The organism is Pseudochelatococcus sp. G4_1912, assembly GCF_047501465.1.
Lineage (GTDB): Bacteria > Pseudomonadota > Alphaproteobacteria > Rhizobiales > Beijerinckiaceae > Pseudochelatococcus.
In genome coordinates this window covers 1,158,386-1,184,164 of the sequence record NZ_JAZDRL010000002.1, presented here as the reverse complement: position 1 = coordinate 1,184,164, position 25,779 = coordinate 1,158,386, and the positions used below count along the sequence as shown (strand labels likewise).

The following is a 25,779-nucleotide window of genomic DNA, read 5'->3' as shown; positions in this document are numbered from 1 at the left end:
ATGCGTTTTGCCCGTTAAGGCCCAGCTGAGGCCGCAGGCGCAGCCTCCATACCGACGAGCGCAATTTTAAGGTAACCGGCTGCCCGTAGAAGGTTCATGACCTCCATCAGTTCGCCATAGGCCACTTCTTTATCAGCGCGTAGGAATATCCGTTCCTCACGGTTGCTTTGCGTCACGCGGTCAAGCTCGGCCTGCAACGCCTCACGCCCAACCGTGCCTTCTCCAACAGAAAGCGTCAGATCGCTCTGTACCGTCAAATACAACGGCGTGTCAGGACGCTTCTGGGGCACAGCATTGGAAGCCGGCAAATCAACCTGCACATCCACCGTGGATAAAGGCGCAGCAACCATAAAAATGATCAGCAGCACAAGCATCACATCAATGAAAGGGGTGACGTTGATTTCGTGATTTTCGCTTAACTCATCGCCTTGCTCTATACGTCCGGCCATGAACGTTACTCCGCTGCGGTTGAGGTGCGCATCGCAGCAACATGCACCTTCTCCGCATATCCGCGACGCTGGCTACCAGCCGCATTGCGATCCAGATCACGCGACAGATGGCGCAATACCTCGGCAGAAGCATCACCAAGCAGTGCCCTGTAGCCAGTGATTGAGCGCGCAAATACGTTGTAAATAATCACAGCCGGAATAGCCGCAACGAGGCCAATCGCCGTTGCCAGCAAAGCCTCAGCGATACCAGGCGCGACAACCGCAAGATTAGTGGTGTTCGATTTGGCAATTCCAATGAACGAATTCATGATGCCCCACACCGTACCGAAAAGCCCAACAAACGGCGCCGTAGAGCCAATTGTCGCAAGCACGCCTGTACCAATTCCCATTTTTCGACCTGCCCGCGCCTCTATGCGCGAAAGCAGAATGGAAGCACGCTCCTTAATCCCTTCAGCTGGCAACTCTCCAGAGCACTGCGCTTCATCAAGAGCGCCCCGCACGAGTTGTGCGACAACGCCATTATCCCCTCGTCCAGCACGAAAAGCAGCATCCGCCTCACTCAATGTGCCCGCACGTTTGAGGATTTCATGACCAACGCGCGCACGGCGACGAGCGAAAAACAGCTCAAGAGATTTAGCAACCCACACCGTCCAGGTAATGAGCGAGGCAATAACCAGCCCTATCATCACCGCTTTAACAACGATATCCGCCTGCTGATACATCCCCCACGGAGACAAATCATGCAGCGCATCTTCCCCTTCCGGAGGGGTCAGAGAAGGTAGATCTGGCAAAAGTTCGGATTCAAGAGGCGCTGCTGTGCTGTTTTGCTGGATCGCAGGCGCTATTGGTTGAGGTAATTCAGATACCCCTGGAAGCGGTTCGACAACTTGCTGACTGGTTGGTGCCATTGTCTGTGCAAAAGCGCTCGCATGCATACCCCAAAAGACATGCAATGAAAATATAACCAAAAGCGCCGAAACAAGACGACGAAACACAACATGTAAAGCTGGAACATTAGCCATTAGATCACGTCTCACTCTCGCCTTGACTATCCGCAGCTGATTAGGCAGCACGCGATATCAGCTCCATGCCCAGAACATTCGTTTTAAGCATTACGGTGGGGTTTCTACGCCCTCAAAGCAACGTTGGCAACAACGATCTATTTTAATTATTCAAATAAAAAACAAACAATAACCTGCGCCATCAACAGAAACAGCAAGCATACATTTCCACAATCATGAAAACACGCATAAAAATCAGCGCTAAATTAAGAACACCACCAAATAAATCACAGATGACATTGCCAATTATTAAAATTGCACACTCTACTGCATCAAACCAAGAGGATAGAGCAAAATAGCGATACAGATCTTATGCATTTTGCTTTATAAGCACACCAGCTTTCACAATCAGATTTGAGTCCCTGCCATGCTTCGCTTGATTTCCCTGCTGTCCATCGCTCTTGTTGCGGGCTCTCTCGCTGGTTGCGCGGGTCTCACCTTGACACCGAAGCAACGTGCGGAGCGGCAAATGGGCGTGCCTGAATATGTGCAAGTACAAACACGCCGCTCGTCTTCACCGGTCATGAATTTCAGGTAAAAAGGTCCGGGCGCTTTAAACGTAGCGCCTGCACCGCCGCATAGCTTTTCAAATCAGTGAGTGCACCGCGATCAGCCAATGCGGCGATCTCGGCGAGGGGCATTTCTATTACTGTAATGCCCTCATGCTCTTCATCAAGGCCGCCACCTGGCCCTACGCGATCATCAGCCGTGTAAGTGGCGAGATATATCGCCATACGTTCAGTCGATATACCTGGCATGGGCCATGCATCAATGATGCGTTCAAGCCGGCCAAGGCGTAGACCGCCCTCTTCCATCGCTTCACGACGTGCGCATACTTCTTGCGCCTCATCGTCCTCAATCCCACCTGCGATAATCTCCAGCACAGCCTGTTCACCAGAGACAAGATAAACCGCCGGGCGAAACTGGCTGATCATCAACGCGACACGCCGCTCTTCATCATAAGCGAGCACAGCAACAGCCGCGCCATGATCCTCGATTTCACGCCGAATAACCTGCCCATCCGGCAAGCGGATGGAGGCGATCATAAAACGCCCCCAGCCCTCATAGACAACTTTGGTGTCCGCAACATCAAACGTCATTTGGCGCCCCGTGCACTTACTTACGCCGCGCCAGAGCGCCTTCGACATCACGCACCGCGCCACGTGCTGCTGAAGTCGTCATCGCTGCATAGGCCCTGAGTGCTGTCGTAATCTTGCGCTGTCTAGGCGCCGGCTGCCATGCTTCATCGCCCCGCGCTTCCATGTCTGCACGCCGACGGGCAATCTCGGCATCGACCACCGCGAGATGAATGCGCCGGTTGGGTATATCGATCTCGATGATATCGCCCTCTTCCACCAACCCGATTGTACCGCCCTCTGCAGCTTCTGGAGAGATATGGCCAATTGAAAGCCCCGACGAACCACCAGAAAAACGACCATCCGTCACAAGAGCGCAAGCCTTGCCCAGCCCCTTCGACTTCAGGTAACTCGTAGGATAGAGCATCTCCTGCATGCCGGGGCCACCACGCGGCCCCTCATAGCGGATCAGCACGATATCGCCCTTGTTAATCCGCCCGCGCAAAATGGCATCGACAGCTGCATCCTGGCTCTCGAAAATCCGCGCAGGGCCAGAGAACACGAGAATGCCCTCATCCACACCCGCTGTTTTTACAATGCAGCCCTCTTCCGCCAAATTGCCATAGAGCACTGCAAGACCGCCATCCTTGGAGAACGCATGTTCAGCACTGCGGATAACGCCTTTTTCGCGATCAGTATCGAGTTCCTCCCAACGCGCGGCCTGGCTGAAGGCAACTTGCGTCGGCACGCCTCCGGGCGCGGCTTTGTAAAAACTGGTAACGGACTCGCTATTGGTCCGGGTGATATCCCAACGGTCGATTGCATTTCCGAGCGTAGGACTATGGACTGTCGGCAAGCTACTATCCAGCAGCCCAGCGCGCTCCAGCTCACCCAGAATGGAAATGATGCCACCGGCACGATGGACATCTTCCATATGGACATCGCTAATCGCGGGCGCGACCTTGCATAACACCGGCACCTTGCGCGATAGCCTGTCGATATCAGCCATGGTGAAATCAACGCCCGCCTCATGAGCAGCCGCAAGCAAATGCAGCACTGTATTTGTGGAACCGCCCATCGAGATATCGAGCGCCATTGCATTCTCGAATGCCTCAAACTTGGCGATGGAGCGTGGCAACACCGTCTCGTCATCTTGTTCGTAATAACGGCGCGCGAGATCGACGATCAAATGCCCCGCCTCAACAAACAACCGCTTACGATCGGCATGCGTTGCCAACGTTGAACCATTGCCCGGTAGCGAAAGCCCCAGCGCTTCGGTGAGACAGTTCATGGAATTAGCGGTAAACATGCCGGAGCATGAGCCGCATGTCGGGCAAGCCGAGCGCTCAATTGCCTGCACGTCCTCATCCGATATGCTGTCATCGGCTGCGGCCACCATTGCATCAACCAGATCGAGCGACTTGGTTTTGCCGCTGAGCACAACCTTGCCTGCTTCCATCGGCCCGCCAGAAACGAATACAACCGGTATATTGAGCCGAAGTGCAGCCATCAACATGCCGGGCGTGATCTTGTCGCAATTTGAGATGCACACCATTGCATCAGCGCAATGGGCGTTGACCATGTACTCGACAGAATCCGCAATGATCTCACGCGATGGCAAGCTATAAAGCATGCCGTCATGCCCCATGGCGATACCATCATCAACAGCAATGGTGTTGAATTCCTTGGCAACGCCGCCTGCCTGCTCAATCTCCCGCGCAACAAGCTGGCCAAGATCTTTCAGATGCACATGCCCCGGCACAAACTGGGTGAAGGAATTGACGACGGCAATAATCGGCTTACCGAAATCGCTATCCTTCATACCCGTTGCACGCCACAGTCCGCGCGCGCCCGCCATGTTGCGACCGTGCGTGGTGGTTCGGGAACGATAAGCTGGCATCACAACCCCTTAAAACATGCGAATAGCAGAACTGGTATAAGACGCCAGCATGATAAAAAAGCCAACGCACTACGCTACACTGTTTATATCATTTTAGAAGTGGCGAAAACCGCGCAGGATAACAAGCCTGTCATGCGTCTTTTCGTGATGCCTTACGGAATAAGCAATCCACCTGAAAAACGACCATACATTACCCTGGTCGATCAAAAAGGCTTAAGGGTGCATCAATTCACATCAAGACGTGACGAAAATGGTGGCTTTCGATAACCAAAGCGAAGTGGATCTAGTCCATGAGCTTTGGACACACCGAGAGCCTCCATTTATCGACTACCATAATGTGAAGATTAGCGTATCCTAGTCCGCCAGCTCCCATGTCACGGATACAGACGCGCGAAACTCCTGCTCACCCGCTTCAACTGGTACGGCTGCCTTGGCGGAAAATGCGTCTGCACGCGCGGCCTGCAACATCATACCGCGCGGCTGTGGGCGTCCAAAATTTCCGCCATCAATAGCAATCACCCGGCCTAAATTCACTCCTGCAGCTTTGGCGAATATTTCCGCTTTCCGCCGCGCATCTTCAATCGCCTGTCCGCGTGCTTTATCCAGCAAGGCCGTATCGTCGGCTACATCAAAACTAATGCCGCCAATCTGGTTTGAACCCGTATTAATGGCTGTATCAAGAATGCTTCCTAGCCTGGTCAGATCCCGCACCCGAATGGTGAGCGTGTTGCGCACTTCGTAACCATCAATCCGCGGCGCTTCATCGCTTCCATTCTTGGGATAGATATAGCGCGGCTGTACCGAGAAACCGCTCGTGGCCAAGTCGCGTGGCTCAATGGAAGCCTTTTGAAATGCCTCAATTACTGCACTGGTTGCCGTTGTATTCTCGCTAACAGCATCGCGTGCTGTTTTGGCTTGCGTTACCACACCCACGAGTACGCTCGCAATATCCGGCGTCGCCTGAACAACGCCCTCCCCCGTCACCGTGATAATTCTTGGTGATTCACGATTATCCACGCCAGTTTGAGCGCGCGCTGCAAGCGGCAATGCCACTACGCCGATCAGCGCCCCTCCCACAAGAGCAGCAATCGCAGCACGGCGGTTCGATTTCAGATTCCGGCTCAAATTCGCAGTGAACATCATCAACTCATCCTTCCCGCATTTTCATATGCGTTATCAAATGCTGGTTGCCCGACCAGAACGCATAACCTAAGCCGCTTCATCACGGCAATACGTTCAGGCCAACGGCACCATTCTCAATGGTAATAGGGCATCCATGAGGCATAAGCGCAAGCCCAGTTAAACCGATACCAACAATCGCGAACATCCATAAGTCATGGATGCATGCGCGCTGTTGCGTAGGAATGGTTCCATATGATTTCTGAGCTTACTAAATCCATCTCCATTCAAACCATAGCTTTGATTGGGCTGTTCAACTATAATGCCCCCATTGCCTATCGCTCGATCCTGAACCAACAGTGTCGCGCCAATTTACGGAACTACGATGAGCACTTTCCGCCTAGAACGTCTCTTCGCTCCTCGTTCCGTCGTGATTATTGCGGATGCAGCATCCAATCAGGACCTGATTGGGAAGATTGCTTCCAACCTCATACAGGGCGGATTTCCCGGCGCTCTTGGCTTGGTAAGCTCGCAAAAATCACAAGTTCTTTCCGGCTTTGAATGCGTAAAGTCACTAGATGAGCTATCTTTCAAGCCTGATCTTGCGATCATTGCCTCTTCCCGAAATAACGTTCTTGCCAATGTGAAGCAGGTCGGGGCGAAGGGTATCAGCGGCGCAGTGATTGTTGCAGAAGGATTGGATATTAGCCCACAAGCGGATAAGTCATCCCTGCTGCATCAGGTTAAGATAGCCGCCCGGCGTTATAGCCTGCGTCTGATAGGCCCCAATAGCATCGGCCTGATTGCCCCTCATGCAAAGCTAAATGCCAGCTATACAGGTAGCACACCGCAAACGGGCGATCTTGCGCTCATTAGCCAATCCGGAGCGCTTGCGGCAGGTGTCATCGAGTGGGCCCGCCAGAATGCTGTTGGTTTTTCAGCCGTTGCCAGTATCGGCGATCAGATCGATGTCGACTTCGGCGATCTACTGGATTACTTCGCGCTCGACCGTCACACGCGCGCCATTCTGCTCTATGTTGAATCGGTACAGGATGCCCGCAAGTTTATGTCAGCCGCCCGTCTTGCCGCACGTGCCAAGCCGGTGGTGGTAATCAAGTCAGGCCGTCATAAACTCCATCAACATGTACATGATACCCACACAGCATCACTCGCAACTTCTGATGCCGTTTATGGAGCCGCCTTTCGACGTGCCGGTCTGCTTCGCGTTATAGATCTGGACGAGCTTTTCTCTGCCGCCGAGACATTGGGGCGCGTTCGCCCATTTCCAGGAAAGCGTCTGGCCATTGTGACAAATGGCGGCGGCATTGCAACGTTAACAGTTGATCGCTTGATTGACTTCGGCGGGATTTTGGCATCGCTCTCTCCCTCAACGTTAGGGATGCTGGATCGCGCGCTCCCTCATGGATGGTCGCGCTCAAATCCTATCGATCTTGGTGGAGATTCTGACGCAGCACGCTACGCCATAGCGTTACAACATGTGCTCAATGATAACTCCAACGATGGCGTACTCGTACTGAATGTGCCTCTAGGCTCAGCATCATCCGCAGATGTAGCACGTGCGGTTATCGAAACAACTGCGAACTATCGCCGACAACGTCATACCAGCAAACCTGTGCTCACCGTATGGTATGGCGACGGTGGAGAAGCAGCACGCCTGTTCGATGCAGCGCATATCCCCAATTACGCGAATGAAGCAGATGCCGTGCGCGGATTCACGCATCTTGTGCGTTACCGTGAAGCTCTGGCGCAACTGATGGAAACACCTCCCAGCCTGCCCGCTGACTTCCAACCTGATATTGAAGCTGCGCGTGCTGTCGTTCAAGGTGCACTTGCATCAGGGCGCACGTGGCTCGATCCGCTAGAGGTCGTGCGCTTATTCGATGCCTATCAAATCCCGATCACACCGCTACGACTGGCACACAACGCAGAAGAAGCTGCGCTAGCAGCCGAGCATTTCCTGGCACAGGGGCTACCTGTAGCCGTAAAAATTCTCTCACCGGATATCATCCATAAATCCGAAATCGGTGGCGTGCGCCTTAATCTTGCAAGTGCGCAAGCTGTGCGCGAAGCTGCAACCGATATTCTGGAACGCGCCGCCCGCCTTCGCCCGGATGCTTGCATTACAGGCATTACCATTCACCCAATGATGGTGCGCCCCAAAACGCGCGAATTAATCGCCGGTATTACTGATGATCCGACATTCGGGCCGATTATCGTATTTGGACGTGGCGGCACTGCGGTGGAAGTCATCAACGATAAGGCACTGGCCCTACCACCACTGGATCTGCGGCTGGCCGAAGATTTAATTGCGCGCACCCGCGTCTCGCGCCGCCTCAAGGCCTACGGCGATGTACCTGCCGCCGACGAAAGCGCTGTGGCGTTGACGCTGGTCAAACTCGCACAACTAGCAGCTGATCTGCCCGAAGTGCGTGAGCTTGATATCAATCCTCTCCTTGCGGATCATACCGGCGTAATTGCCGTTGATGGCCGTGTGAAGGTCGCAACTTTCTCTGCAAAGACGAAGGGGCCATCGGGGCATCCTCGCTTTGCGATCCGCCCCTATCCGCAGGAGTGGGAGCGCAGTGTCGTTCTCTCCGAGGGCACACCAATTTTGCTTCGGCCAGTACGGCCCGAAGATGAAGAGATGTTCCGCACGTTTTTCACGCGGGTGACGCCGGATGATCTAAGACTGCGCTTCTTTACCCCTATCAAGGATTTCAGCCACACTTTTATCGCACGACTGACCCAACTCGATTATGGTCGTGCCATGGCTTTTGTAGCAATTGATGAAGCAACCGGCGACATGCTAGGCGCCGTACGTCTTCATGCTGATGCCAGTTACGATATTGGTGAATATGGCATCATGACGCGCACCGACATGCGCGGAAAAGGACTTGGCTGGCTTCTGATGAGCTCAATCATAGAATACGCCAAGGCCGAAGGACTAAAAGCAATTGAGGGACAGGTGCTGCGTGAAAACACGATGATGCTCGCAATGTGCGCCCAACTTGGCTTCACTTCACGTCCCGATCCAGATGATATTGGTGTGCGACTTGTACGGCTTGAGGTAAGTTAGCATCTAAAGACAATGCGGGCCCCCAATTTTTCAGATAGAGTAGCCATGCCGATAGGTTTATCGCTTAGTTAATCAATCCTTCGTTTAAATCTACATTTTTATCTTCCGAGAAGAAGCAACAAAAAAAACGATAAAACAGCGATGGTTGTTGAGCATTATTATATACACCATCAGACGCAATATAATCGTTGAAATCCGCATCTGAGGTTGATGCAAAAGCAGGAGTAAAGCTTGAGCTATTTTTTCTCAAACTTGTTTGGTCAGACTGGTTTTCTGCATTATTAGCTGAAGTGTCATTCATTGTCCTGAAACGATGAATCATCGTTTTAATTTCAGGTGCCGCGCGCTCCAGTTTTACAATAATTCCTTCACTATATTCTTTGGGGCAAGTATTAAGAATAGCCTTTATATCTGCGCCAAATGCAGCCTTGAATTCCTGTTCTGCACACGTTTCACATAGGCCATTTTCAGCAGCGCATGTTTGCACTACCGTGCTCATTGAAGACGCCAACACGGGCGCTGAAACCTTACAATTGGTTGCTTCGCTGCTTAAAATATCTGTTCTGCGCATAATGAAACTGTCAATAGCAGTCGCAATATCAGCTACATAAGCTAAATTGTGCGCAAGCGTGCGAAGATGGCGCAAATCCTTAACAGTTATGGTTCCCCCGCCCATTATAAGGGTTTCGCTTCTCATCCGTTCTTCAAACTCGCAATATACTGCTCCAAGTCTTTTTTTAAGCCGTTCTGCCATTAAGAGCTTCAAATCTGCCTTCAGATACGCAAGTTCCGTACCATTAACAAACCATGTAGCTCCCTTAATTTCATCAGGCGGGATGATATCGAAGTGAAGTAAGTTACCAAAATAATTTTTTCTTAAAAGGTGAAAATAAGAATCATCGCTAAAACTTCTTAGTATATCGCGATCATAATTTACATTTGCCAGACACCCATCAATCCGAAATACTTCATCAACAAAAAGGATCAAAGAACAATTCCCGATGAAATATTTACGATCAGACATGATTGAATTTGGCATCGACATTAAAATAAACCTTCACAAGAAATCGACACTCAATTATTACTCTATAAAAATAAGATTTATCTTAACGCTCCCCACAGGGAGCCTTTTTAACCACCTGATAAATTCTCAGAGCTTCCTCAAACAATAAAATGGCCCCGATTAGATGAAAGCATTCAATCGGAGCCATATAGTTTACTGATCTATTTGCTTAACTCAGCTTTGAACGCCTTCCACCAACCAATCAATCTTCAGCAGATCAGCGTCACTCATTGTCTCGCCAGCAGGAACGCGCACCGCACCTTTCTGGTCCTTGATGGGACCAGTGAATGGATGCAACGTGCCATTAGCAATCGCATCCTTCACCGTATCGGCCTGCTTACGCACATCCTCAGACAGCGCAGGATTATAAGGCGCTATCTTGATTAGCCCTTGCTTCAGCCCCCACCACGTATCATCAGATGCCCACGTGCCATCCAATACGCGCTTCACACGTTCAATGTAATAAGGCGCCCAATCATAAACGATTGCTGTAAGATGCGCTTTGGGCGCAAAGCGGATCATATCGTTGGCCTGGCCGAATGCAAAAGCACCCCTTGCCTCAGCCACCTGCATCGCAGCCGGGCTATCGACATGCTGGGCAATAATATCTGCCCCACCATCGATCAGCGCCTTGGCTGCATCTGCTTCCTTACCTGGATCGTACCACGAATTCAGCCAGATAACCTTGACCTTAATATCAGGGCGCACCTTCTGAGCAGCCAGGGTAAACGCATTGATACCCATGATCACTTCCGGAATTGGGAATGATGCGACATAACCTACAACGCCGGTTTTCGAAACAAGGCCGGCAATGGTGCCAAGCACCGCACGTCCCTCATAGAAACGGCCATTATAGGTACCAACATTGTTGGCTCTCATATAACCTGTAGCGTGCTCAAATTTCGTTTTTGGAAATTGGCGAGCGACTCGAATGGTCGGCTGCATAAATCCAAATGATGTTGAAAAAATCAGATCATTACCTGCCGCCGCCAGCTGGCGAATAACACGTTCAGAATCCGGGCCATCGTTGACGTTTTCGACGAAAGTGACCTTAACCTTGTCACCGAACTCTGCTTCGACCGCTTTGCGCCCTTGATCATGGGAATAGCTATAGCCGTGGTCACCAACAGGGCCAATATAAACAAAACCAATTTTGAGTGGGTCTGCCGCAAAGCTGGCTCGCGCACCCGCCAAAGTTGCAGCCGCAGCCCCCGCGCCAACAATCAATGAGCGGCGCGATAAAGGCAGAGCCATCGTAGAGCGCGATGTTAAAGGCATCTTTTCAGACATCTGGGTTCCCTCAGGAAGCGTGGACCATGTGCCATGATGCATATACAATTTTGCGAGACGTTTGTATGAAAAAACGCATGATACGACTTTTTTGTCATATCGGATTGCTATAATAAGCCTTTGGTTTTTTTAGCAAGAGGAAATTATTGGAACCGATCAGGGGATGCTCAGAATAATAATACAAGCAATCCCCGACCATAAGCACCTTAGCAGGCATAAATGATGCTACGTTATTAAATAGATGCGCGAAAAGGTTTACCTAAAGCGGCTGGCGTCCCACCACCATTTTTTTGGCGTGTCGAACTAATTGAGATGATCGTGAGCACAACGATGGTTGCCACGTAGGGTAGCATTGAGAACAGCTCAGACGGAAGTCCCCAGGCGCCTTGTACATGCAGCTGGAAAATTCCGACGCCTCCGAACAGGTAAGCGCCTATAAGAAGCCGCCAAGGCTTCCACGCCGCAAAAACCACCAATGCCAGCGCAATCCAACCACGGCCAGCTGTCATGCCAACAGCCCACATAGGTGTATAAGATAACGATAGAAAAGCCCCGGCCAGACCAGCCATTGCTCCACCAAACAAGGTTGCGGCATAACGTATTGCAATGACTGGGTGCCCTAACGCATGCGCAGCCTCAGCAGATTCGCCAACAGCCCGAAGCTTCAACCCAGCGCGGCTGCGGTTAAGGAACCACCACACCGCAGGTATCATCACCATCGAGAAGTAAACCAACCCATCATGGCTGAAAAGAAGCGGTCCAAGCACAGGTAGATCTGTAAGGCCGACAACATTTAACTTCGGTAACGCAGTCACCGGCTGCCCAACATATGCGCTACCAATCAAGGCAGATAAACCAATACCGAAAATGGTTAGCGCCAAGCCTGATGCCACCTGGTTGGCGGACAGAGTCAACGTAAGGAAAGCAAATACAGATGCCATAAGCACGCCAGCAATAATGGCTGCAGCCAATCCGGCAATATGCGAACCGCTCAAAAACATTGCGGCAAACCCGGCCATTGCCCCCATCAGCATCATACCTTCGATGCCAAGGTTAAGCACACCCGCACGCTCAACAACCAGCTCACCGGTTGCAGCCAGCAACAACGGCGTCGCGGCACTGATCACAGCTACCATGATAGCGATAGCAAGCTCCATCATGATACCGCTCCTGAGCGGGTCACCGGCGCAACGAGCCGTATCCGAAACTGCAATAAACCATCTGCCGCCAGCAGATAAAACAGCAACAACCCTTGAAATACACCAACTGCAGGTTGCGGCAGCCCAGCTGTAATTTGGGCATTCTCACCACCGATATAGGTGAGCGCCATCAAAAGAGCTGCCACAACAATGCCAAGCGGATTTAATCTGCCAAGAAACGCAACAATAATCGCTGTAAAACCGTAGCCTGGGGTAAGCACAGGAACCAGCTGCCCAATCGGCCCCGCTGCTTCGAAGGCACCCGCCATCCCTGCAGCGCCACCACCGATCAGAAAAGCCAGCCACGTCATCTGTCGTGCATTAAAACCAGCAAAGCGCGCCGCCTGGGGCGCATCACCTACAACAGCAATCTGAAAGCCAATCACAGTACGCTTCATAAGAAACCATGCAATGAGCGCCACAAAAAGAGCAACGGGCGCTCCAATATGCAAGCGTGTTCCCTCAATGATGATTGGTAGCAATTCTGCCTCGGAAAACAGGCGCGTCTGCGGATAATTAAAGCCATCCGGATCTTTCCATGGCCCAAACACCAGCATCTGAAGAATTAGCATGGCAACATATGTCAGCATCAGACTGGTAAGGATTTCATTGACGCCAAAACGCGTTTTGAGGAACGCTGGAATGGATGCCCACACCATGCCCCCCACTATAGATGCTGCAATCATAAGAGGCAGAATCCACCATGCGGATTCATTCCAAAAAGCGAGTGCGACCCCACCTGCAGCAATCGCTCCCAACGTCAGCTGTCCTTCAGCGCCGATATTCCAAACATTTGCGCGAAAGCCAATAGCAAGCCCGGTTGCGATCAGCGCTAAAGGTGCGCCTTTCACACCAAGCTCAGTTACATTCTGGAATGTTAATAGCGGGGCGATAAGGAATTGATAGAGCGTAGCCATTGGCTCCAGCCCAAGCGCCCAAAACAGCGCAAATCCTGTAGCAACCGTCATCAATACTGCAAATACGGGAGCGGCATAAAGCTGCCATTTCTTATTGGATCGACGTTCAAATTTAAGCGGCATCACGTGTGCTCCCGTCAGCCCCACCCATTAACAGGCCGATTTCATCCACCGTAACCTGCGCCGTTTCCAATGTGCGCGACAAACGGCCTTCGCTGATAACCGCTATCCGATCAGTCAGCGACAGCAGCTCATCAAGATCCTGCGACACAATCACAATCGCAGCACCTTCCCGCGCCAGCTCTCCGAGAGCTGCGTGAATTGCCGCAGCAGCTCCTGCATCAACCCCCCAGGTGGGTTGTGCTACAACGAAAATGGAAGGCTTTTGCAGAACCTCACGTCCAACAACAAATTTCTGTAGGTTACCGCCAGAAAGGCTGGAAGCCGGAACTTCAACGCCAAAAGTGCGCACATCAAAAGCTTTGACGATCTTTTGCGCGAAACGTTTTGTAGCACCACGACGCAACACGCCCCATCGCGAAAGGCCCAGACGCTTACGAGCTGATAGCAAGGTGTTCGCAACAAGACTCATGCCCGGAACCGCTGCGTGACCATTGCGCTCCTCTGGCAAGGTCAAAAAACCCACACGTCGACGCGCATCAGGCCCACAATTAGCAACAGCCAAGCCATCGACAGCAATCATATTGGCATCTAAAGCGCGCCATTCACCCGCAAGCGCTTCAATTAACTCGCTTTGACCATTGCCTGCAACACCGGCAACGCCCAAAATCTCACCAGGTGCGACTGAGAAGCTGATATCATGTAATGCAACGCCAAAAGCCCCCCCAGCGGGGCGGCTCAATCCGCGGACAGTCAGCCGGGGCGATACGCCTTCCTGCGGTGTATGCGCCACACGCTTGACCGTGCGCAACTGCGCGCCAATCATCATTTCAGCCATCGAGCGTGCGGTCTCTTCAGCTGGTCTACATGATGCAACGACTTGTCCGCCACGCATCACAGTTGCGCGCTGGCAAAGGGTGCGGATTTCATCCAGCTTATGGCTGATGTAAAGAATAGAACAGCCCTCTGCAGCCAATCTCCGAAGGGTTGCAAATAACGCCTCTGCTTCCTGCGGCGTGAGCACTGAAGTAGGTTCATCCATTACAAGCAATTGCGGATTTTGCAGCAAGCATCGCACAATCTCAACGCGCTGACGCTCCCCCATGGACAGCGTTCCCACGATGCGATCCGGATCCAGCGGCAAACCATAGCTTGCGGAGATAGAGGCGATGCGCGCTGATAACGATCGCCTATCTGTTACTTCATCGAGTCCAAGAGCAATGTTCTCGGCAACGGTGAATGCATCGAATAACGAGAAATGCTGAAACACCATACCAATACCGAGATGCCGTGCGGCACGTGGATCGGCCGGTGTGATGAGATCACCATTCCAGCGAATCGTTCCTGCATCTGGCTTAAGCAGACCATAAATAATTTTAACGAGCGTACTTTTACCTGCGCCATTTTCACCGACAAGAGCATGTATTTCGCCAGGATCGACAGAAAATGAAACCCCGTTGTTTGCCGCGACCGCGCCAAACCGCTTGGTTACCCCATCGAGTGAAAGGCGTGGTGTGGCAACAGGCATTGAGGCGAAATATCCCTGAGCTGCAACGGAAACAAAGGCGGTTTGTTTAACTATGAGCTTGCAAACAAGTACGACTAAAGCGGCCCTTACGAAATGACTAATCCGCCCCCAATGACATCGTCATGATGACGACCATTGTTGACGCAAACTGCACAGGAAGGGTAACGTGCTGGCTCCTTATCATAAAAAATCCAGAAAGCGGAGTCATGAATGCGACCTCATGAGGGATAGCGCAAAATCTCTGAGAAAACTGGGCCTTTGAGGAGCGCTTCACCAAAAGCTTGTCAACAGCCTTGCGGCTAGGCTGACATTATGACAAAAAATGATCGTGTTGCTATTTATGTTGATATTTTAGCTTAATAGCACACTTAAGCTCACGCAAATGCGGAGTTTTGATACTATGTGGCTTGCATTATGAAGCTGAAATGTGCATGCACTTCTCAGCTAAGATTGATGTACCCATAGTTGCATATCTATGAAACAGTGAGTTGATATTTTTCTCTCGCTATTCATTAAGGGCCAGTAGCTCAATGGTTAGAGCCGACCGCTCATAACGGTCTGGTTGGGGGTTCGAGTCCCTCCTGGCCCACCATAGACATTCTATGTCATTGATTTAATTGCGTTTTTTAAATAAGCATCCAACTCTTCAACCGCCTTTAAATTAGGTTGGATACTCCTTTGTTCCTGATTTCCCCTCTATAGCTGGCTGCCAGATACAGTCAAAGCACCTTGATTCTCATTTCTCCGCGCGAACGGCGGGATGCGGTAAACCATATCTGCAAAGAGCACGACGTGATCCAGGGTAGAGCATGTGCAATCTTAGTGGTGGATTGGTTGAGCGTGGGATACTGCATCGCTCGGCCCGATGATGTGCTCATTCGAGAATCCACGAGGCGCATTGCGCCAAAGTACCATCGCTTCGGTTATCGCTGCATCCATGTATCTGGAAAAGATGCGGCGACTCTGCCGGGAAGAAAAGCTCGCCGTTCATAAATCTGATGGCCGCAAGCGGGCTCCGGGAACGAGACGACCAAAACATGGCCGTCACAGGCAACCGAACAGTGGAACCTCAATTCGCGAGTGAATGTCTGGCACCTGTCGTCGACGCATCTCTATCGGGTCTGCGTATGATACGAAAACTCGATACTATCATAGCCCAACGGCACCAATGACCTTAATGGCAACCCTCCAAGGGTGCCGGTAGACCTGCATTGAATGGCACTACGTAGCGCCAGAACAGCCGAGGCAAAACAACTTCGTGGAAAGCTTCAACGATATCTTCCGCGACAAGTGCCTTTACGAAACATCGTTTTTGTCACTGACTCATCCCCAGGTTGAGATCGCTACATAGAGGGAGGATTGCAATAAGCAAAGTCCTCACTCATCGTTAAGAGAACGTCATGCCCGCCAAATCCGACATGAAAATGGCTACAGAATAACACGCCACTTGAGGCGAGATTAAAGCCCCAAGCTTCTTTGAAATGTTGAAGGAAACTTGGGTCTCTGGTCAAATTTATGAATTCAGGATCTTGAGCTTGATAAAGGCCTCAATCCCGAATTTATAGGATCAAATGCCTTTAGGGTTCATGAAGAAAAGAATAATCTGTATTTTGAGAATAGTGAGACATAGTATCTCCATTTTGTTGTGCAAGCGGGAAAATTACTTTATGGATATCTCGTGTTCCATTACGCACACTGGTAATTTTCTGTTTAACATTATTCTTGCGGTTCTCTAGATTAAAATAATCATAACCAGACGTATTATATGTGGGAGATTCATACATACCCCCCTTTAAAAACTCATCTGTGCTTGGCATCCTTATAGATTTATCTCTAGTCTTATCTTTTTCTATAATATTTCCAAATCTCATATATTTCAAAGCTCTTATTATCGCGCCAAAAGGATTTTTACTTTTTAGAATTACAGCATTGCGTTCACGGTGGAAAGAATCCTGCCCCTTTGTCAATAATCCCTTATACCCTTCTTTAGAAAATAAAGCCCCACTATGCCCCGCGCCATTGGTAAATATAACAACACCTGTAGGCAAACGAAAATCTTTTTGGCAATCTAACCAAGTATATTTCATACCATTACTGTCTTCAGAAAAAGATTTTACTCCTTTAATGACACCCGCGGATCGATAAAAAAACTCAATAGTTTCTGAAGTTTGGAAAATTTCATCTAATCCAGTATTTTTAACACCAGCTCGCTCCTGCTTAGCTTCCACCCGAATTTCACTTTGGGACTTGCTAATCTTTTCCTCGTAATTTTTAATTTTTTTCTCTAATTCCTTACATTTATTAGAATAAACAAAATCATTTTGGTCTATATATATTTCAAGTTCTGGATTTTTGATTATTTTATAACTGATTTTGGGCTTTCCATTTTTATGCTTTCCCTCTTTCCGTTCAACAAAAAACATTTGAATTCCATTATAAGAATTCTCAGCTAAAATTTCTGCCGCCATCTTATTGAATTCATTATAAATATCTATTATTTTTCTTGGTAATACACTAAAATGCCCACGCAACTTGGATGATAATTTATCAATCCTAAGAGCATCATTCCCCTCAGGATGCTTGTTAAGATCATTGATGCAATCATTGAAGCTGTAAATATCATCTGCATCAATATCACTTTTATTAATGATATCAGGGTTTTCTTCACCTTTAGCTTTCTTTTTGGAGCTAGGCGTATCGGAATAGCTTTTCTGCAGCGGTGTCATCGGCAACAAGCATACTGTTTGGGATGTCCGCTTTGGGGTTTCTGGTCTAGAAAGAAGCGATTTGTTAAATGAGCATGATGCATCCTGATCAGCCTCCGAGCACAAGCTGATACTGCCGGCATCAGGAATAATGATCGCATTCTTCTCTTCATACTGTTTAGAGACATGACTTGCACTACTTACAGATAATAACTCTACTGCAAGAGTATTATTTTGTGAAACACTACCACTGATATAAGAAGGGGTATTCTGGAGAATTGATTTTTCTGCCTGAACGCAAGCGCATGATACAAATCCCCCCTTAGGACTGCGCACCTCACGGGAACACGTTTCATCATTGGAAGTAACATTTGATAACTTATTATATTTTGATACATTACTCATAGAGTTACTCTCGATTTATAGCCTTCGAATGCTTAAAATAACAAAATAATTTTACTTATTCTGCCAGATACTTAAGATGTCAGTTCTTAATCAGAAAGGCATTCTTCTTTATTCAAGAAACAATAAATATAAACCGGCACTCCATAGAATTCAGGTCTATACTACAGGATGTATTATTCATATGTATGATTCTCCATTTATAAACGAGCTGTTTCAGCATTATATTCTATTAAGCTAATTCAATTTAGCTCACTTGATGAACAAATTCCAATGGCACTTCGGGCATCAGATGATAATTGTCACCATGCATATTAATAACAAGCCGTTCGATTGGCCCTGCATAGCGATGTCGAGACGATTAAATTGGGTTTCCCGCACATTCCTTCATCATAGGAAAATTCTCTGATAGTTCACTGAGCCAACCAATAATTGAATGGACGAAAGCGAAAGCAAGCCACCAGAACAGGCAGAGTAAATAATGAGGCTAGCTAATGGAGTGTGAAATTATAAATCCAAAAGCCTCTAGCCTGCGAGGTATGCATCAAATCGGCCAATCTCCATATTCTCGACCTGCTCGAAACCCCAAGGCGGTTCACTTATGCGGTTATGGAGGCTGCATGAATAGAGGCCAGATGAGCGACGGTAAAAGCGGCGCTCATGAGCGGCGCCCTTATCAAAAGCCAAGTTCCTTTTAGCTAATCAGGAGCCAATGTTCATATTAGGGGAGCAACCCAGATGATCCGGGTTGCGCTGAACAGAGTCGATAGGAGTTATATTTAAGCCTAGGTTATTTTTTATCAGGAGCCATCTTTTCCGCAATCGCTTTCATCCTTTCAACAGGTGCATACATGCCGTTTTCGAGAGCCTTTATAGCATCAAGTGTGATATCTGGGAGATCGTATTCCATTTGCCTGGAATTATATCTAAGCTCCATACGGTCGGAAGCTGTCTTGATCTTTCCATTGTAATTAGTATTAGCTTCAAACATGCTGATATTGGGTTGAAGATCAATGAAGCTTAGCAATGCACCTAGTAAGAAGCCTTCATCCCCCCATGTTTTTGAAAACACGGTCATCCAGCTTATCAAATTCAGCATCGGGCAATGCCATCAATAGTTGGCCTTCAAGCGCACCAAGCTCTTTATCCAAGAGACCGTTGAACACGTTAGCACCAAACAGTTGTAGCGCTGTAGGCGATAAACTGTTGATCCTTATAACATGAAAATACCCCGCGTTAACCCCTTGATTTCGTTGAGAAAGACAGCATCATGCGCCTCAGGCGATGTAGCGGAGAAGCCATTGATCACTGCAGTACGGAGGTCCTCGGATGGTCGCCAATACGCGTTTCAGGCAAGAGGCTATTGAGTACTCTAGAATCCAGCCCCTCAGGAGCACTTGCAGCATTTACGATCAACGCCCCCGCCACGGGAGCGGGCACAGAAAACACGGGAACCTCCTCACTATTGGACTGAGGAGAATAAGCATCAGGCTCTAACATCTGCGACGAAGTGGTCCGGAAATGTGACGTATCTACCATTTCTATCTCTTTAATAAAAAATATGGATAAAAAATAACACTTGAGCAAAACAATCTTAGCAAAATGTAGCAAAATATCAATTCATTTGAATAGATAGACTCATGTAGGATTGAATTTGGCTGTAATGGAAAGGCTTTCAGCCCGCTTATTGGCTTTGTTCTCAGCCTTATAGGCAACCACCAGATCAACCTGCACAATGGCCAGTTCAGCGCGAACAGTGACAGCATCGCAGCGTTCTTCAGTCTGATTGGTTGCGATATGCCACACGCCAATAGCGACATCGCAACCAAGCCAACCCACGATGAAAGAACGGCCCAAATGGTGGCAATAGCGGTCATTATGCACGTGCCTCCATGTAGCGACGCGCCAGGAAATATAGCCCTGCCCCAACAGTGGCCACCAAAACTGCAGCCAATGCCCATTGCAATAGGCCAGAAGAGCTTGATGCAACAGCAACCGATGACAGCACGCTACCAACAGCAGCCAAGTTCTCGCCTGCCACAAGTGGGGGCTTCAAAGGCGCAGCAACAACAGGAACAGAAGAAACGAATACACCTGTTACCCAAAGGCCGGCTTCAGCGGCGCGACGATTCAGCAGCCCTTGTAATCACCTGCCCCCCGCATTGACCCAGCGCGCGTGCTCGGACGGCACTGAATTATAATCACCCACGTTAAGCGTTCGCAGCAGCGCGAACTTCTCGAATGCAGCTACGCCAACATTGAAGGCGACCGACACCAATGCACCAAACTGGTTATCCGTGAGCGGAACCTTCACGCCTTGATCAACGGCGCGCTCAAATCGGGCAAGGTCATCCATCAGCAACTTGTCAGCTTGCGCTTGCGTGATCTGCATTGGTCTTCCCCCATGGGGTGATCCGGTTGGAATGTTAGTGCATGCTTGGCCTGCTGGCCACCGCTGGTGTTGAAGCCGTTCCGTTCTGGCGAGGCCAAGTGGTTGTTTCGGGGGATGGTGGCTTGTAGCCCAGCGATGAGTGGGGCCGCACGGTGTTATAGTGACGTCGCCAGTTTTCGATGATGATCTTTTCCTGCTTGAGCGTGTAGAAGATTTCACCGTTGAGCAGTTCGTCTCGGAGCTTCGAATTGAAGCTCTCGCAATAGCCGTTTTCCCACGGACTGCCCGGCATGATGTAGGCCGTCCTGGCTCCCACCGCCGCGATCCACTCCCGTAATGCCTTGGCGATGAACTCCGGGCCGTTGTCAGAACGAATATGCGCCGGGACGCCGCGCAGGATGAACAGGTCGGAAAGCACGTCGATGACATCGACGGCCTTCAGCTTTCTCTCGACCCTGATGGCAATGCATTCGCGGGTGAACTCGTCGATAACATTGAGCATGCGGATTTTCCTGCCATTGTGTGTGCGATCCTCGACGAAGTCGTAGGACCAGACATGATTGGGGCATTCCGGTCGAAGCCGGACACACGAGCTGTCGTTCAACCACAGCCGACCGCGTTTGGGTTGCCTGTGCGGCACCTTCAGCCCCTCCCGCCGCCAGATGCGTTCGACCCGCTTGACGTTCACGATCCAGCCAGCCTGGTGCAGCATCGGCAGTGATGCGGCGATAGCCATAGCGGCCATACTGGAAAGCGAGCGCCGTGATGTCGGCGGTCAATTCCGCTTCATCATCCGGGGTCTTGGCGATCTTGCGCTGCATCGAACGATGCTGCCCGAAAACCCGGCAGGCCCGTCTCTCGGGCACGCCCAGTTCCTCGATGACATGATCCACGCAGGCGCGGCGGCGGGCGGGGCTTAGAAGTTTCCCTTGGCGGCCTCCGCCAAAATCATCTTGTCCAGCATGAGATCGGAAACCGCACGCCGGAGCCGGGTATTCTCTGCTTCCAGTTCTTTCAGCCGCTTGACCTGGTCGCCCTTCAAACCGCCGTATTCAGACCGCCACCGGTAGTATGTAACTTCCGTCACGCCTATCGACCGGATCACCTCCGCCATCGATTTTCCCTGCGCATTCAGCACGTCAACCTGACGCAGCTTCGTGACGATCTCTTATGCCTTGTCTCTTTTCCCTGCCATTTCAATATACTTCCTCGGCTCAATAGCCATACTTCAAGAAGGATCACTTTTCAGGGGGAAAACCAGATATTTTTTTCGAAGCATTCCCTAATGGCGGTTCCGAAACTGAGAATCCGTGGGACTGAATGGTGATTCTATGGAATTCAAGAACTTGATTAAGGGAAAAACCGCCATGACAAAATTTGCTACTACTACCGCGAAGGCAAGGGCAAGCGTGTCCGCCTGCGGGCTGAATTCGGATTGGCCGAATTTGTTGCGGAATACAGCAATGTCTCAAAAGGCATTATACCGATTATCACCAATCGGAATAATCGAACTCTACCCCCTAAAGGCGGGACACTGAGAGATTTGGTTGTAATGTATTACAAATCAGCTGAATTTAAGCGCGAACTCGACACTCGCACTCAGTATGTCAGGCGGTTAGTGCTCGACAAACTGTGTGAAGCGGGTGCTGATATATCGCGGAACAAGCCCCCATATGGTGAGCGTCCCGTTGCTATGATGGAACCTCGGCATGTTAGGGCTATTCGCGATGAACACGCTGATAGACCAGGTGCAGCTAACGGCATATTGAAAGCATTACGTCGCTTGTTTTCATTTGGCCTGGAAGCTGCCTATCCGAGCCTGAAGATCAATCCCGCTCGCGATGTAAAGTATTTTCGTCAAGAAGGAGATGGCCACCATGCCTGGACAATCGAAGAAGTTGAGCAATTCGAAGCGCAACATCCGATTGGCTCTAAGCCTCGTTTAGCCTTGGCTCTAATGCTTTACACTGGACAACGCCGTTCAGATATCGTGTCTTTTGGTCCGGCAATGGTAAAGGATGGGTGGCTACATTTTACCCAGTTCAAAAACCGCAACCGGAATCCGATCACACTATCATTACCCATCATTCCGGCTTTGCAAAGGATCATCGATTCAACACCATGCACGGGTACAGCCTGGTTGACGACACAGCAAGGGAAGCCATTTACTGCCAATGGTTTTGGTAATTGGTTTCGAGATCAGTGCATTGAAGCAGGCGTCCCCGGACGGGCTCATGGCTGGAGTAAGGCAGCGGCATCAAGGCTTGCTGAATTGGGCTGCACAGATCGTGAGATCATGGCTATTACCGGCCATACAACAAAGGAGATTGATCGCTATACGAAGTCAGCACGTCAGCGTGTTATGGCTGCGAAGGCAATGGATAAATTCACGGGAACCGAAGAAACAGTCCTGCCAGACCATACCTCTGCGTGAATTACCCGCACCTTTTTAAGGTGTTTCCCGCACCTAACTCAAACTGTTGATTTTTAAGGATAAAAACGTTTAGTGGTGCCCGGAGCCGGGATCGAACCAGCGACACTGCGATTTTCAGTCGCATGCTCTACCAACTGAGCTATCCGGGCATCGGCGGGAAAGTGAAAAGCTTATCTCCCCGCGGTCAGGTCGTTATAGATGCATCACGTTTTGATGTCTAGCGGGCTGCAAGTGATAAAAGCAGCGTTGTCCACAGGCTGTAATCATTCTCAACAACTCAGACTAACTTATTGATCTCAACCTTCTTCATCATCACCCGGCTCGGTCACTGGAATAGCATAATTTCCCGAAAGCCAGCGGTGCAAATCAACATCAGCGCAGCGGCGTGAGCAAAAGGGGTGCCAGCGCTCTTCGCTTGGTTTGGCGCAAATGGGGCACTTTCCGAATGGCGATTGCGATGAATCGTTGTCATTCACTGCATCTGACATCGTGTACCTGTCCTTGAGCTTCTCTTATCCGCCGGTTTGGCCAAAATAGTTATTCCTGGTTGAGCCATTGCGAATGCACTGGAAAACCTTCTCCTGACAGCAGCGCAACTGTTTCATAGAGTGGTAGCCCCACCACCGCTGAGTAAGCCCCCACCAATTTAACGACGAACGAACCCGCTAGCCCCTGAATCGCATAGCCGCCAGCTTTACCACGCCATTCACCACTCGCGAGATAGCCATCCATTTCAACGCGAGAAAGGTTCTTAAAACGCACGCGCGTCTCAATAACCCGATCGCGCTCCTTGCCATTAGGAGTAATCACCGACAAGGCAGTGTATACGCGATGCGCGCGCCCGGATAAGAGGCGCAAGCAATCTTCCGCCTCATCCGTAACCTCTGCTTTCGGCAATATGCGACGCCCAACAGCCACAACTGTATCCGCCGCAATGATATATGCCTCCCGCACATCACTTCCAATACCGGCAGGCGATTTAAGCAGGGCATGGACGGCTTGCGCCTTGGATATGGCAACACGACGCGCATAATCACGGGGTTTTTCGCCCTTACGAGGCGTTTCATCAATTTCTGCTGGCAATAAAAAATCTGGCTTTACGCCAACCTGCTCAAGCAGTGCCAGGCGCCGGGGTGAGGCCGATGCCAGAATAAGCTGCGGCTTCACAGCAGCCTTTTCTGAAACCTCTGCATGGACTGCCTTTTGCGCCTGCGGCGTGATGATATCGCTCAAGGACCTCTCCTGAAACCTTTTGCCAACGCACCATAAGAAATCATCCTGAGAAGACATCTGATGCGTTTTTTATATGCGCTATAAAATATGTTGGTTTGTACCCATTTTGCCAAAAGACAACAGACAATCCACACCCAAAGTCCCTTTCGCACTATCATAGCGCAAAGAGCAACCGAAGGCGCTTTAACACGGAACAAACGATAACGGAAAGGGTTGCTATATCAACAAATGCCCAATCGATGAGTGACATAATCAATCGTCAGGAAATCAAGTAAATAAAAAGATAAATCAAAATAGAATCAGCTCATTCTAACCGATCGCTCGCAGAAGGCAGAATTCTCCATGTTTCCCAAGCAATTCTTTCCCTATATGACTCCCACTCGATTATCGCAATCGGCTGAAACTGCACGGGATACAGCAACCACAATCGCGTTCAGATGGCCAATGTTCCTCTATGATACGCTTGATCCAAGTCATCCCATGAGCGCAGAAACCATGCGCGCATTTACAGAAAAAGCCGCAGCCATCATGGAGGGAAGCGTGGTCGCAGCGCAAGCATGGCAGAGATTATGGATTGATATGACCTTTGGAAGAGTCAATCCAAAACAATTACCAGATAAGATAATGAGCATCGCCAGTGTTAGCGCAACCCCTGCCCGAAGGCGCGTGAGAGCTAATGCCAAACGCCTCGCGGCAAAAGGATTTTTGGGAAAGTAATCTTCAACCAAACACTTAAGGTTTAGGCAAAATCTTACTGATCCCCTAATTCAGCCTTCTCTTCTGGCACACCCGCGGTTGCAGCGACTTGCTCGGAGTGGGCACGATCCAGCGCCCGGTAACGTATCACGCCAAATGGTAGTGACACGAGATAGACAAGCGTAATAATCGCCAGCACATGGAATGTGAAACTTACCAGCAATGCCGCGACCAGTACTACCAGCACAAATAACGGCAGCACCATGTCTCGTGCCACCCGCTGCCCCAGCGTTTTGCCAGAAAATGTCGGAATGCGGCTAACCATCAACAAGCCGATGAAAACCGTATAAATAGCAACGACAGGCGCTGCGACCTCCGATACTGGCCATACAATAAAATGAAGATATATTGGCAAAAGCACTGTTAACGCGCCCGCAGGTGCAGCCATGCCAACAAAATAGTTCTTCTGCCAATCCGGTCGCTCAGGATCATCCAGCATGACATTGAAACGTGCCAGTCGTAAAGCAGCGGCAATGGCATAGACCATTGCCGCAATCCAGCCGAGCGACTTCATCTCATCCAGAATGAATGTGTAGAGCAGCAATGCTGGTGCAACGCCAAAATTCACGAAGTCAGACAGCGAATCAAGCTCAGCTCCGAAGCGCGAAGTGCCCTTCAGCATGCGCGCAACCCGTCCATCCGCAGCATCAAGCACTGCTGCAAGAAGGATGGCGAAAACAGCAATATCCAGCCGCGATTCTATCGCCATGCGTATTGCTGTCAGGCCAAGGCACAGCGCCAGTAGCGTGATGACATTAGGCACAAGAAGACGCAACGGGATCGGACGGAAACGCCGGCGCCGTGGCTCTTCAGGATCGGGAATGAAAGGCGGAAACAAATCACTCATGCGCGCTATCTATACACCACGGGCCAAGGCCAGAAAACGATTAAGCCGTCATTGCCTATTGCACCAAGCCTATAAGTGATCGCCACTTGTGGCATAAATCTGATGCACAAACAAAGAGCTAGAGCAAAATATTGATCAGCTTGAATCTATTTTGCTCCGAGCCCTGCGCTATAAGCCGCAGGGCTAGCAAG

24 protein-coding genes, 2 tRNA genes and 1 pseudogene are annotated in these 25,779 nt (G+C 50.1%); 6 read left to right on the top strand and 21 right to left on the bottom strand.

Translation table 11 applies throughout. The features are described from left to right. Positions 1 to 14: 14 nt before the first annotated feature. Positions 15 to 449 (bottom strand): TonB system transport protein ExbD, encoded by a 435-nt coding sequence (exbD, locus tag VRZ32_RS12680; RefSeq protein ID WP_414526081.1) that lies wholly within the window; start codon positions 447 to 449, stop codon positions 15 to 17. A 5-nt stretch (positions 450 to 454) separates the two neighbouring features. Beyond that, positions 455 to 1,471 (bottom strand): tonB-system energizer ExbB, encoded by a 1,017-nt coding sequence (gene exbB, locus VRZ32_RS12675; protein ID WP_414526080.1) that lies wholly within the window; start codon positions 1,469 to 1,471, stop codon positions 455 to 457. A gap of 406 nt (positions 1,472 to 1,877) precedes the next feature. On the opposite strand from exbB, the gene VRZ32_RS12670 reads away from it, so the two are divergent. Then, positions 1,878 to 2,048 (top strand): hypothetical protein, encoded by a 171-nt coding sequence (locus tag VRZ32_RS12670; RefSeq protein ID WP_414526079.1) that lies wholly within the window; start codon positions 1,878 to 1,880, stop codon positions 2,046 to 2,048. Here VRZ32_RS12670 and VRZ32_RS12665 read toward each other — a convergent pair. The 3 genes from VRZ32_RS12665 to VRZ32_RS12655 form a co-directional block, all read right to left on the bottom strand. After that, a complete protein-coding gene (locus VRZ32_RS12665; RefSeq protein ID WP_414526078.1) occupies positions 2,041 to 2,610 on the bottom strand; it encodes an NUDIX domain-containing protein in 570 nt (189 codons plus the stop codon). The two genes, VRZ32_RS12670 and VRZ32_RS12665, sit on opposite strands and share 8 nt — an antisense overlap. A gap of 16 nt (positions 2,611 to 2,626) precedes the next feature. Continuing rightward, the gene (gene ilvD / locus VRZ32_RS12660) at positions 2,627 to 4,486 is read right to left on the bottom strand and encodes a dihydroxy-acid dehydratase (RefSeq protein ID WP_414526077.1); all 1,860 of its coding nucleotides are present in this window, start codon (positions 4,484 to 4,486) and stop codon (positions 2,627 to 2,629) included. A gap of 354 nt (positions 4,487 to 4,840) precedes the next feature. Further along, positions 4,841 to 5,629 carry an SIMPL domain-containing protein gene (locus tag VRZ32_RS12655; RefSeq protein ID WP_414526076.1) on the bottom strand — a complete coding sequence of 263 codons (789 nt, stop codon included), beginning with the start codon at positions 5,627 to 5,629 and terminating at the stop codon, positions 4,841 to 4,843. 361 nt (positions 5,630 to 5,990) lie between these two features. On the opposite strand from VRZ32_RS12655, the gene VRZ32_RS12650 reads away from it, so the two are divergent. After that, positions 5,991 to 8,702 carry a bifunctional acetate--CoA ligase family protein/GNAT family N-acetyltransferase gene (locus VRZ32_RS12650; protein WP_414526075.1) on the top strand — a complete coding sequence of 904 codons (2,712 nt, stop codon included), beginning with the start codon at positions 5,991 to 5,993 and terminating at the stop codon, positions 8,700 to 8,702. A 64-nt stretch (positions 8,703 to 8,766) separates the two neighbouring features. On the opposite strand, the gene VRZ32_RS12645 is transcribed toward VRZ32_RS12650, so the two are convergent. From VRZ32_RS12645 to VRZ32_RS12625, 5 genes are all read right to left on the bottom strand, one after another. After that, positions 8,767 to 9,747 (bottom strand): hypothetical protein, encoded by a 981-nt coding sequence (locus VRZ32_RS12645; RefSeq protein ID WP_414526074.1) that lies wholly within the window; start codon positions 9,745 to 9,747, stop codon positions 8,767 to 8,769. Positions 9,748 to 9,939: 192 nt separating this feature from the next. Then, on the bottom strand, positions 9,940 to 11,019 hold the full coding sequence (locus VRZ32_RS12640; protein ID WP_414526212.1) for a BMP family ABC transporter substrate-binding protein: 1,080 nt from the start codon (positions 11,017 to 11,019) through the stop codon (positions 9,940 to 9,942). 269 nt (positions 11,020 to 11,288) lie between these two features. Further along, the gene (locus VRZ32_RS12635; protein WP_414526211.1) at positions 11,289 to 12,212 is read right to left on the bottom strand and encodes an ABC transporter permease; all 924 of its coding nucleotides are present in this window, start codon (positions 12,210 to 12,212) and stop codon (positions 11,289 to 11,291) included. Continuing rightward, the gene (locus tag VRZ32_RS12630; RefSeq protein ID WP_414526073.1) at positions 12,212 to 13,294 is read right to left on the bottom strand and encodes an ABC transporter permease; all 1,083 of its coding nucleotides are present in this window, start codon (positions 13,292 to 13,294) and stop codon (positions 12,212 to 12,214) included. Before VRZ32_RS12630 ends, VRZ32_RS12635 begins: the two co-directional genes overlap by 1 nt. Next, positions 13,284 to 14,819 (bottom strand): ABC transporter ATP-binding protein, encoded by a 1,536-nt coding sequence (locus VRZ32_RS12625; RefSeq protein ID WP_414526072.1) that lies wholly within the window; start codon positions 14,817 to 14,819, stop codon positions 13,284 to 13,286. Before VRZ32_RS12625 ends, VRZ32_RS12630 begins: the two co-directional genes overlap by 11 nt. 516 nt (positions 14,820 to 15,335) lie before the next feature. Here VRZ32_RS12625 and VRZ32_RS12620 point away from each other — a divergent pair. Both VRZ32_RS12620 and VRZ32_RS12615 read left to right on the top strand, forming a co-directional pair. Then, positions 15,336 to 15,411, top strand: a tRNA-Ile gene (locus VRZ32_RS12620). A 618-nt stretch (positions 15,412 to 16,029) separates the two neighbouring features. Further along, positions 16,030 to 16,170 (top strand): integrase core domain-containing protein, encoded by a 141-nt coding sequence (locus VRZ32_RS12615; RefSeq protein WP_414526210.1) that lies wholly within the window; start codon positions 16,030 to 16,032, stop codon positions 16,168 to 16,170. Between the two features lie 226 nt (positions 16,171 to 16,396). Here the strand turns inward: VRZ32_RS12615 and VRZ32_RS12610 are convergent, their stop codons facing one another. The 7 genes and pseudogenes from VRZ32_RS12610 to VRZ32_RS12580 form a co-directional block, all read right to left on the bottom strand. Further along, entirely contained in the window at positions 16,397 to 17,929 is a 1,533-nt protein-coding gene (locus tag VRZ32_RS12610; RefSeq protein ID WP_414526071.1) for a hypothetical protein, read from the bottom strand. Between the two features lie 787 nt (positions 17,930 to 18,716). Next, positions 18,717 to 19,004, bottom strand: a complete 288-nt coding sequence (locus tag VRZ32_RS12605; protein WP_414526070.1) for a hypothetical protein — start codon at positions 19,002 to 19,004, stop codon at positions 18,717 to 18,719. 227 nt (positions 19,005 to 19,231) lie between these two features. After that, positions 19,232 to 19,465 carry a hypothetical protein gene (locus VRZ32_RS12600; protein ID WP_414526069.1) on the bottom strand — a complete coding sequence of 78 codons (234 nt, stop codon included), beginning with the start codon at positions 19,463 to 19,465 and terminating at the stop codon, positions 19,232 to 19,234. A 99-nt stretch (positions 19,466 to 19,564) separates the two neighbouring features. Further along, entirely contained in the window at positions 19,565 to 19,810 is a 246-nt protein-coding gene (locus VRZ32_RS12595) for a hypothetical protein (protein ID WP_414526068.1), read from the bottom strand. Further along, the gene (locus VRZ32_RS12590; protein ID WP_414526067.1) at positions 19,803 to 19,967 is read right to left on the bottom strand and encodes a hypothetical protein; all 165 of its coding nucleotides are present in this window, start codon (positions 19,965 to 19,967) and stop codon (positions 19,803 to 19,805) included. Before VRZ32_RS12590 ends, VRZ32_RS12595 begins: the two co-directional genes overlap by 8 nt. Positions 19,968 to 20,072: 105 nt before the next feature. Continuing rightward, positions 20,073 to 20,318: a lysozyme gene (locus VRZ32_RS12585; protein ID WP_414526066.1), complete on the bottom strand. Its 246-nt coding sequence runs from the start codon at positions 20,316 to 20,318 to the stop codon at positions 20,073 to 20,075. Between the two features lie 34 nt (positions 20,319 to 20,352). Then, positions 20,353 to 21,483: pseudogene (locus tag VRZ32_RS12580) on the bottom strand (IS3 family transposase). Between the two features lie 270 nt (positions 21,484 to 21,753). Between VRZ32_RS12580 and VRZ32_RS12575 the strand changes: the two are divergent. Next, positions 21,754 to 22,752 carry a tyrosine-type recombinase/integrase gene (locus tag VRZ32_RS12575; protein ID WP_414526065.1) on the top strand — a complete coding sequence of 333 codons (999 nt, stop codon included), beginning with the start codon at positions 21,754 to 21,756 and terminating at the stop codon, positions 22,750 to 22,752. A gap of 73 nt (positions 22,753 to 22,825) precedes the next feature. On the opposite strand, the gene VRZ32_RS12570 is transcribed toward VRZ32_RS12575, so the two are convergent. The 3 genes from VRZ32_RS12570 to VRZ32_RS12560 all read right to left on the bottom strand — a co-directional run bounded on the left by VRZ32_RS12570 (position 22,826) and on the right by VRZ32_RS12560 (position 23,985). Beyond that, a tRNA-Phe gene (locus VRZ32_RS12570) sits at positions 22,826 to 22,901 on the bottom strand. Between the two features lie 147 nt (positions 22,902 to 23,048). Then, positions 23,049 to 23,240, bottom strand: coding sequence for a DNA gyrase inhibitor YacG (locus VRZ32_RS12565; RefSeq protein ID WP_414526064.1), 192 nt, complete (start codon positions 23,238 to 23,240; stop codon positions 23,049 to 23,051). 49 nt (positions 23,241 to 23,289) lie between these two features. Beyond that, positions 23,290 to 23,985 (bottom strand): Maf-like protein, encoded by a 696-nt coding sequence (locus VRZ32_RS12560; RefSeq protein WP_414526063.1) that lies wholly within the window; start codon positions 23,983 to 23,985, stop codon positions 23,290 to 23,292. Between the two features lie 444 nt (positions 23,986 to 24,429). Here VRZ32_RS12560 and VRZ32_RS12555 point away from each other — a divergent pair, with 444 nt between their 5' ends. Beyond that, positions 24,430 to 24,702, top strand: a complete 273-nt coding sequence (locus VRZ32_RS12555; protein WP_414526062.1) for a hypothetical protein — start codon at positions 24,430 to 24,432, stop codon at positions 24,700 to 24,702. 34 nt (positions 24,703 to 24,736) lie between these two features. Here VRZ32_RS12555 and pssA read toward each other — a convergent pair whose 3' ends face one another. Continuing rightward, positions 24,737 to 25,588 (bottom strand): CDP-diacylglycerol--serine O-phosphatidyltransferase, encoded by an 852-nt coding sequence (gene pssA / locus VRZ32_RS12550; protein WP_414526061.1) that lies wholly within the window; start codon positions 25,586 to 25,588, stop codon positions 24,737 to 24,739. Positions 25,589 to 25,779 lie beyond the last annotated feature (191 nt).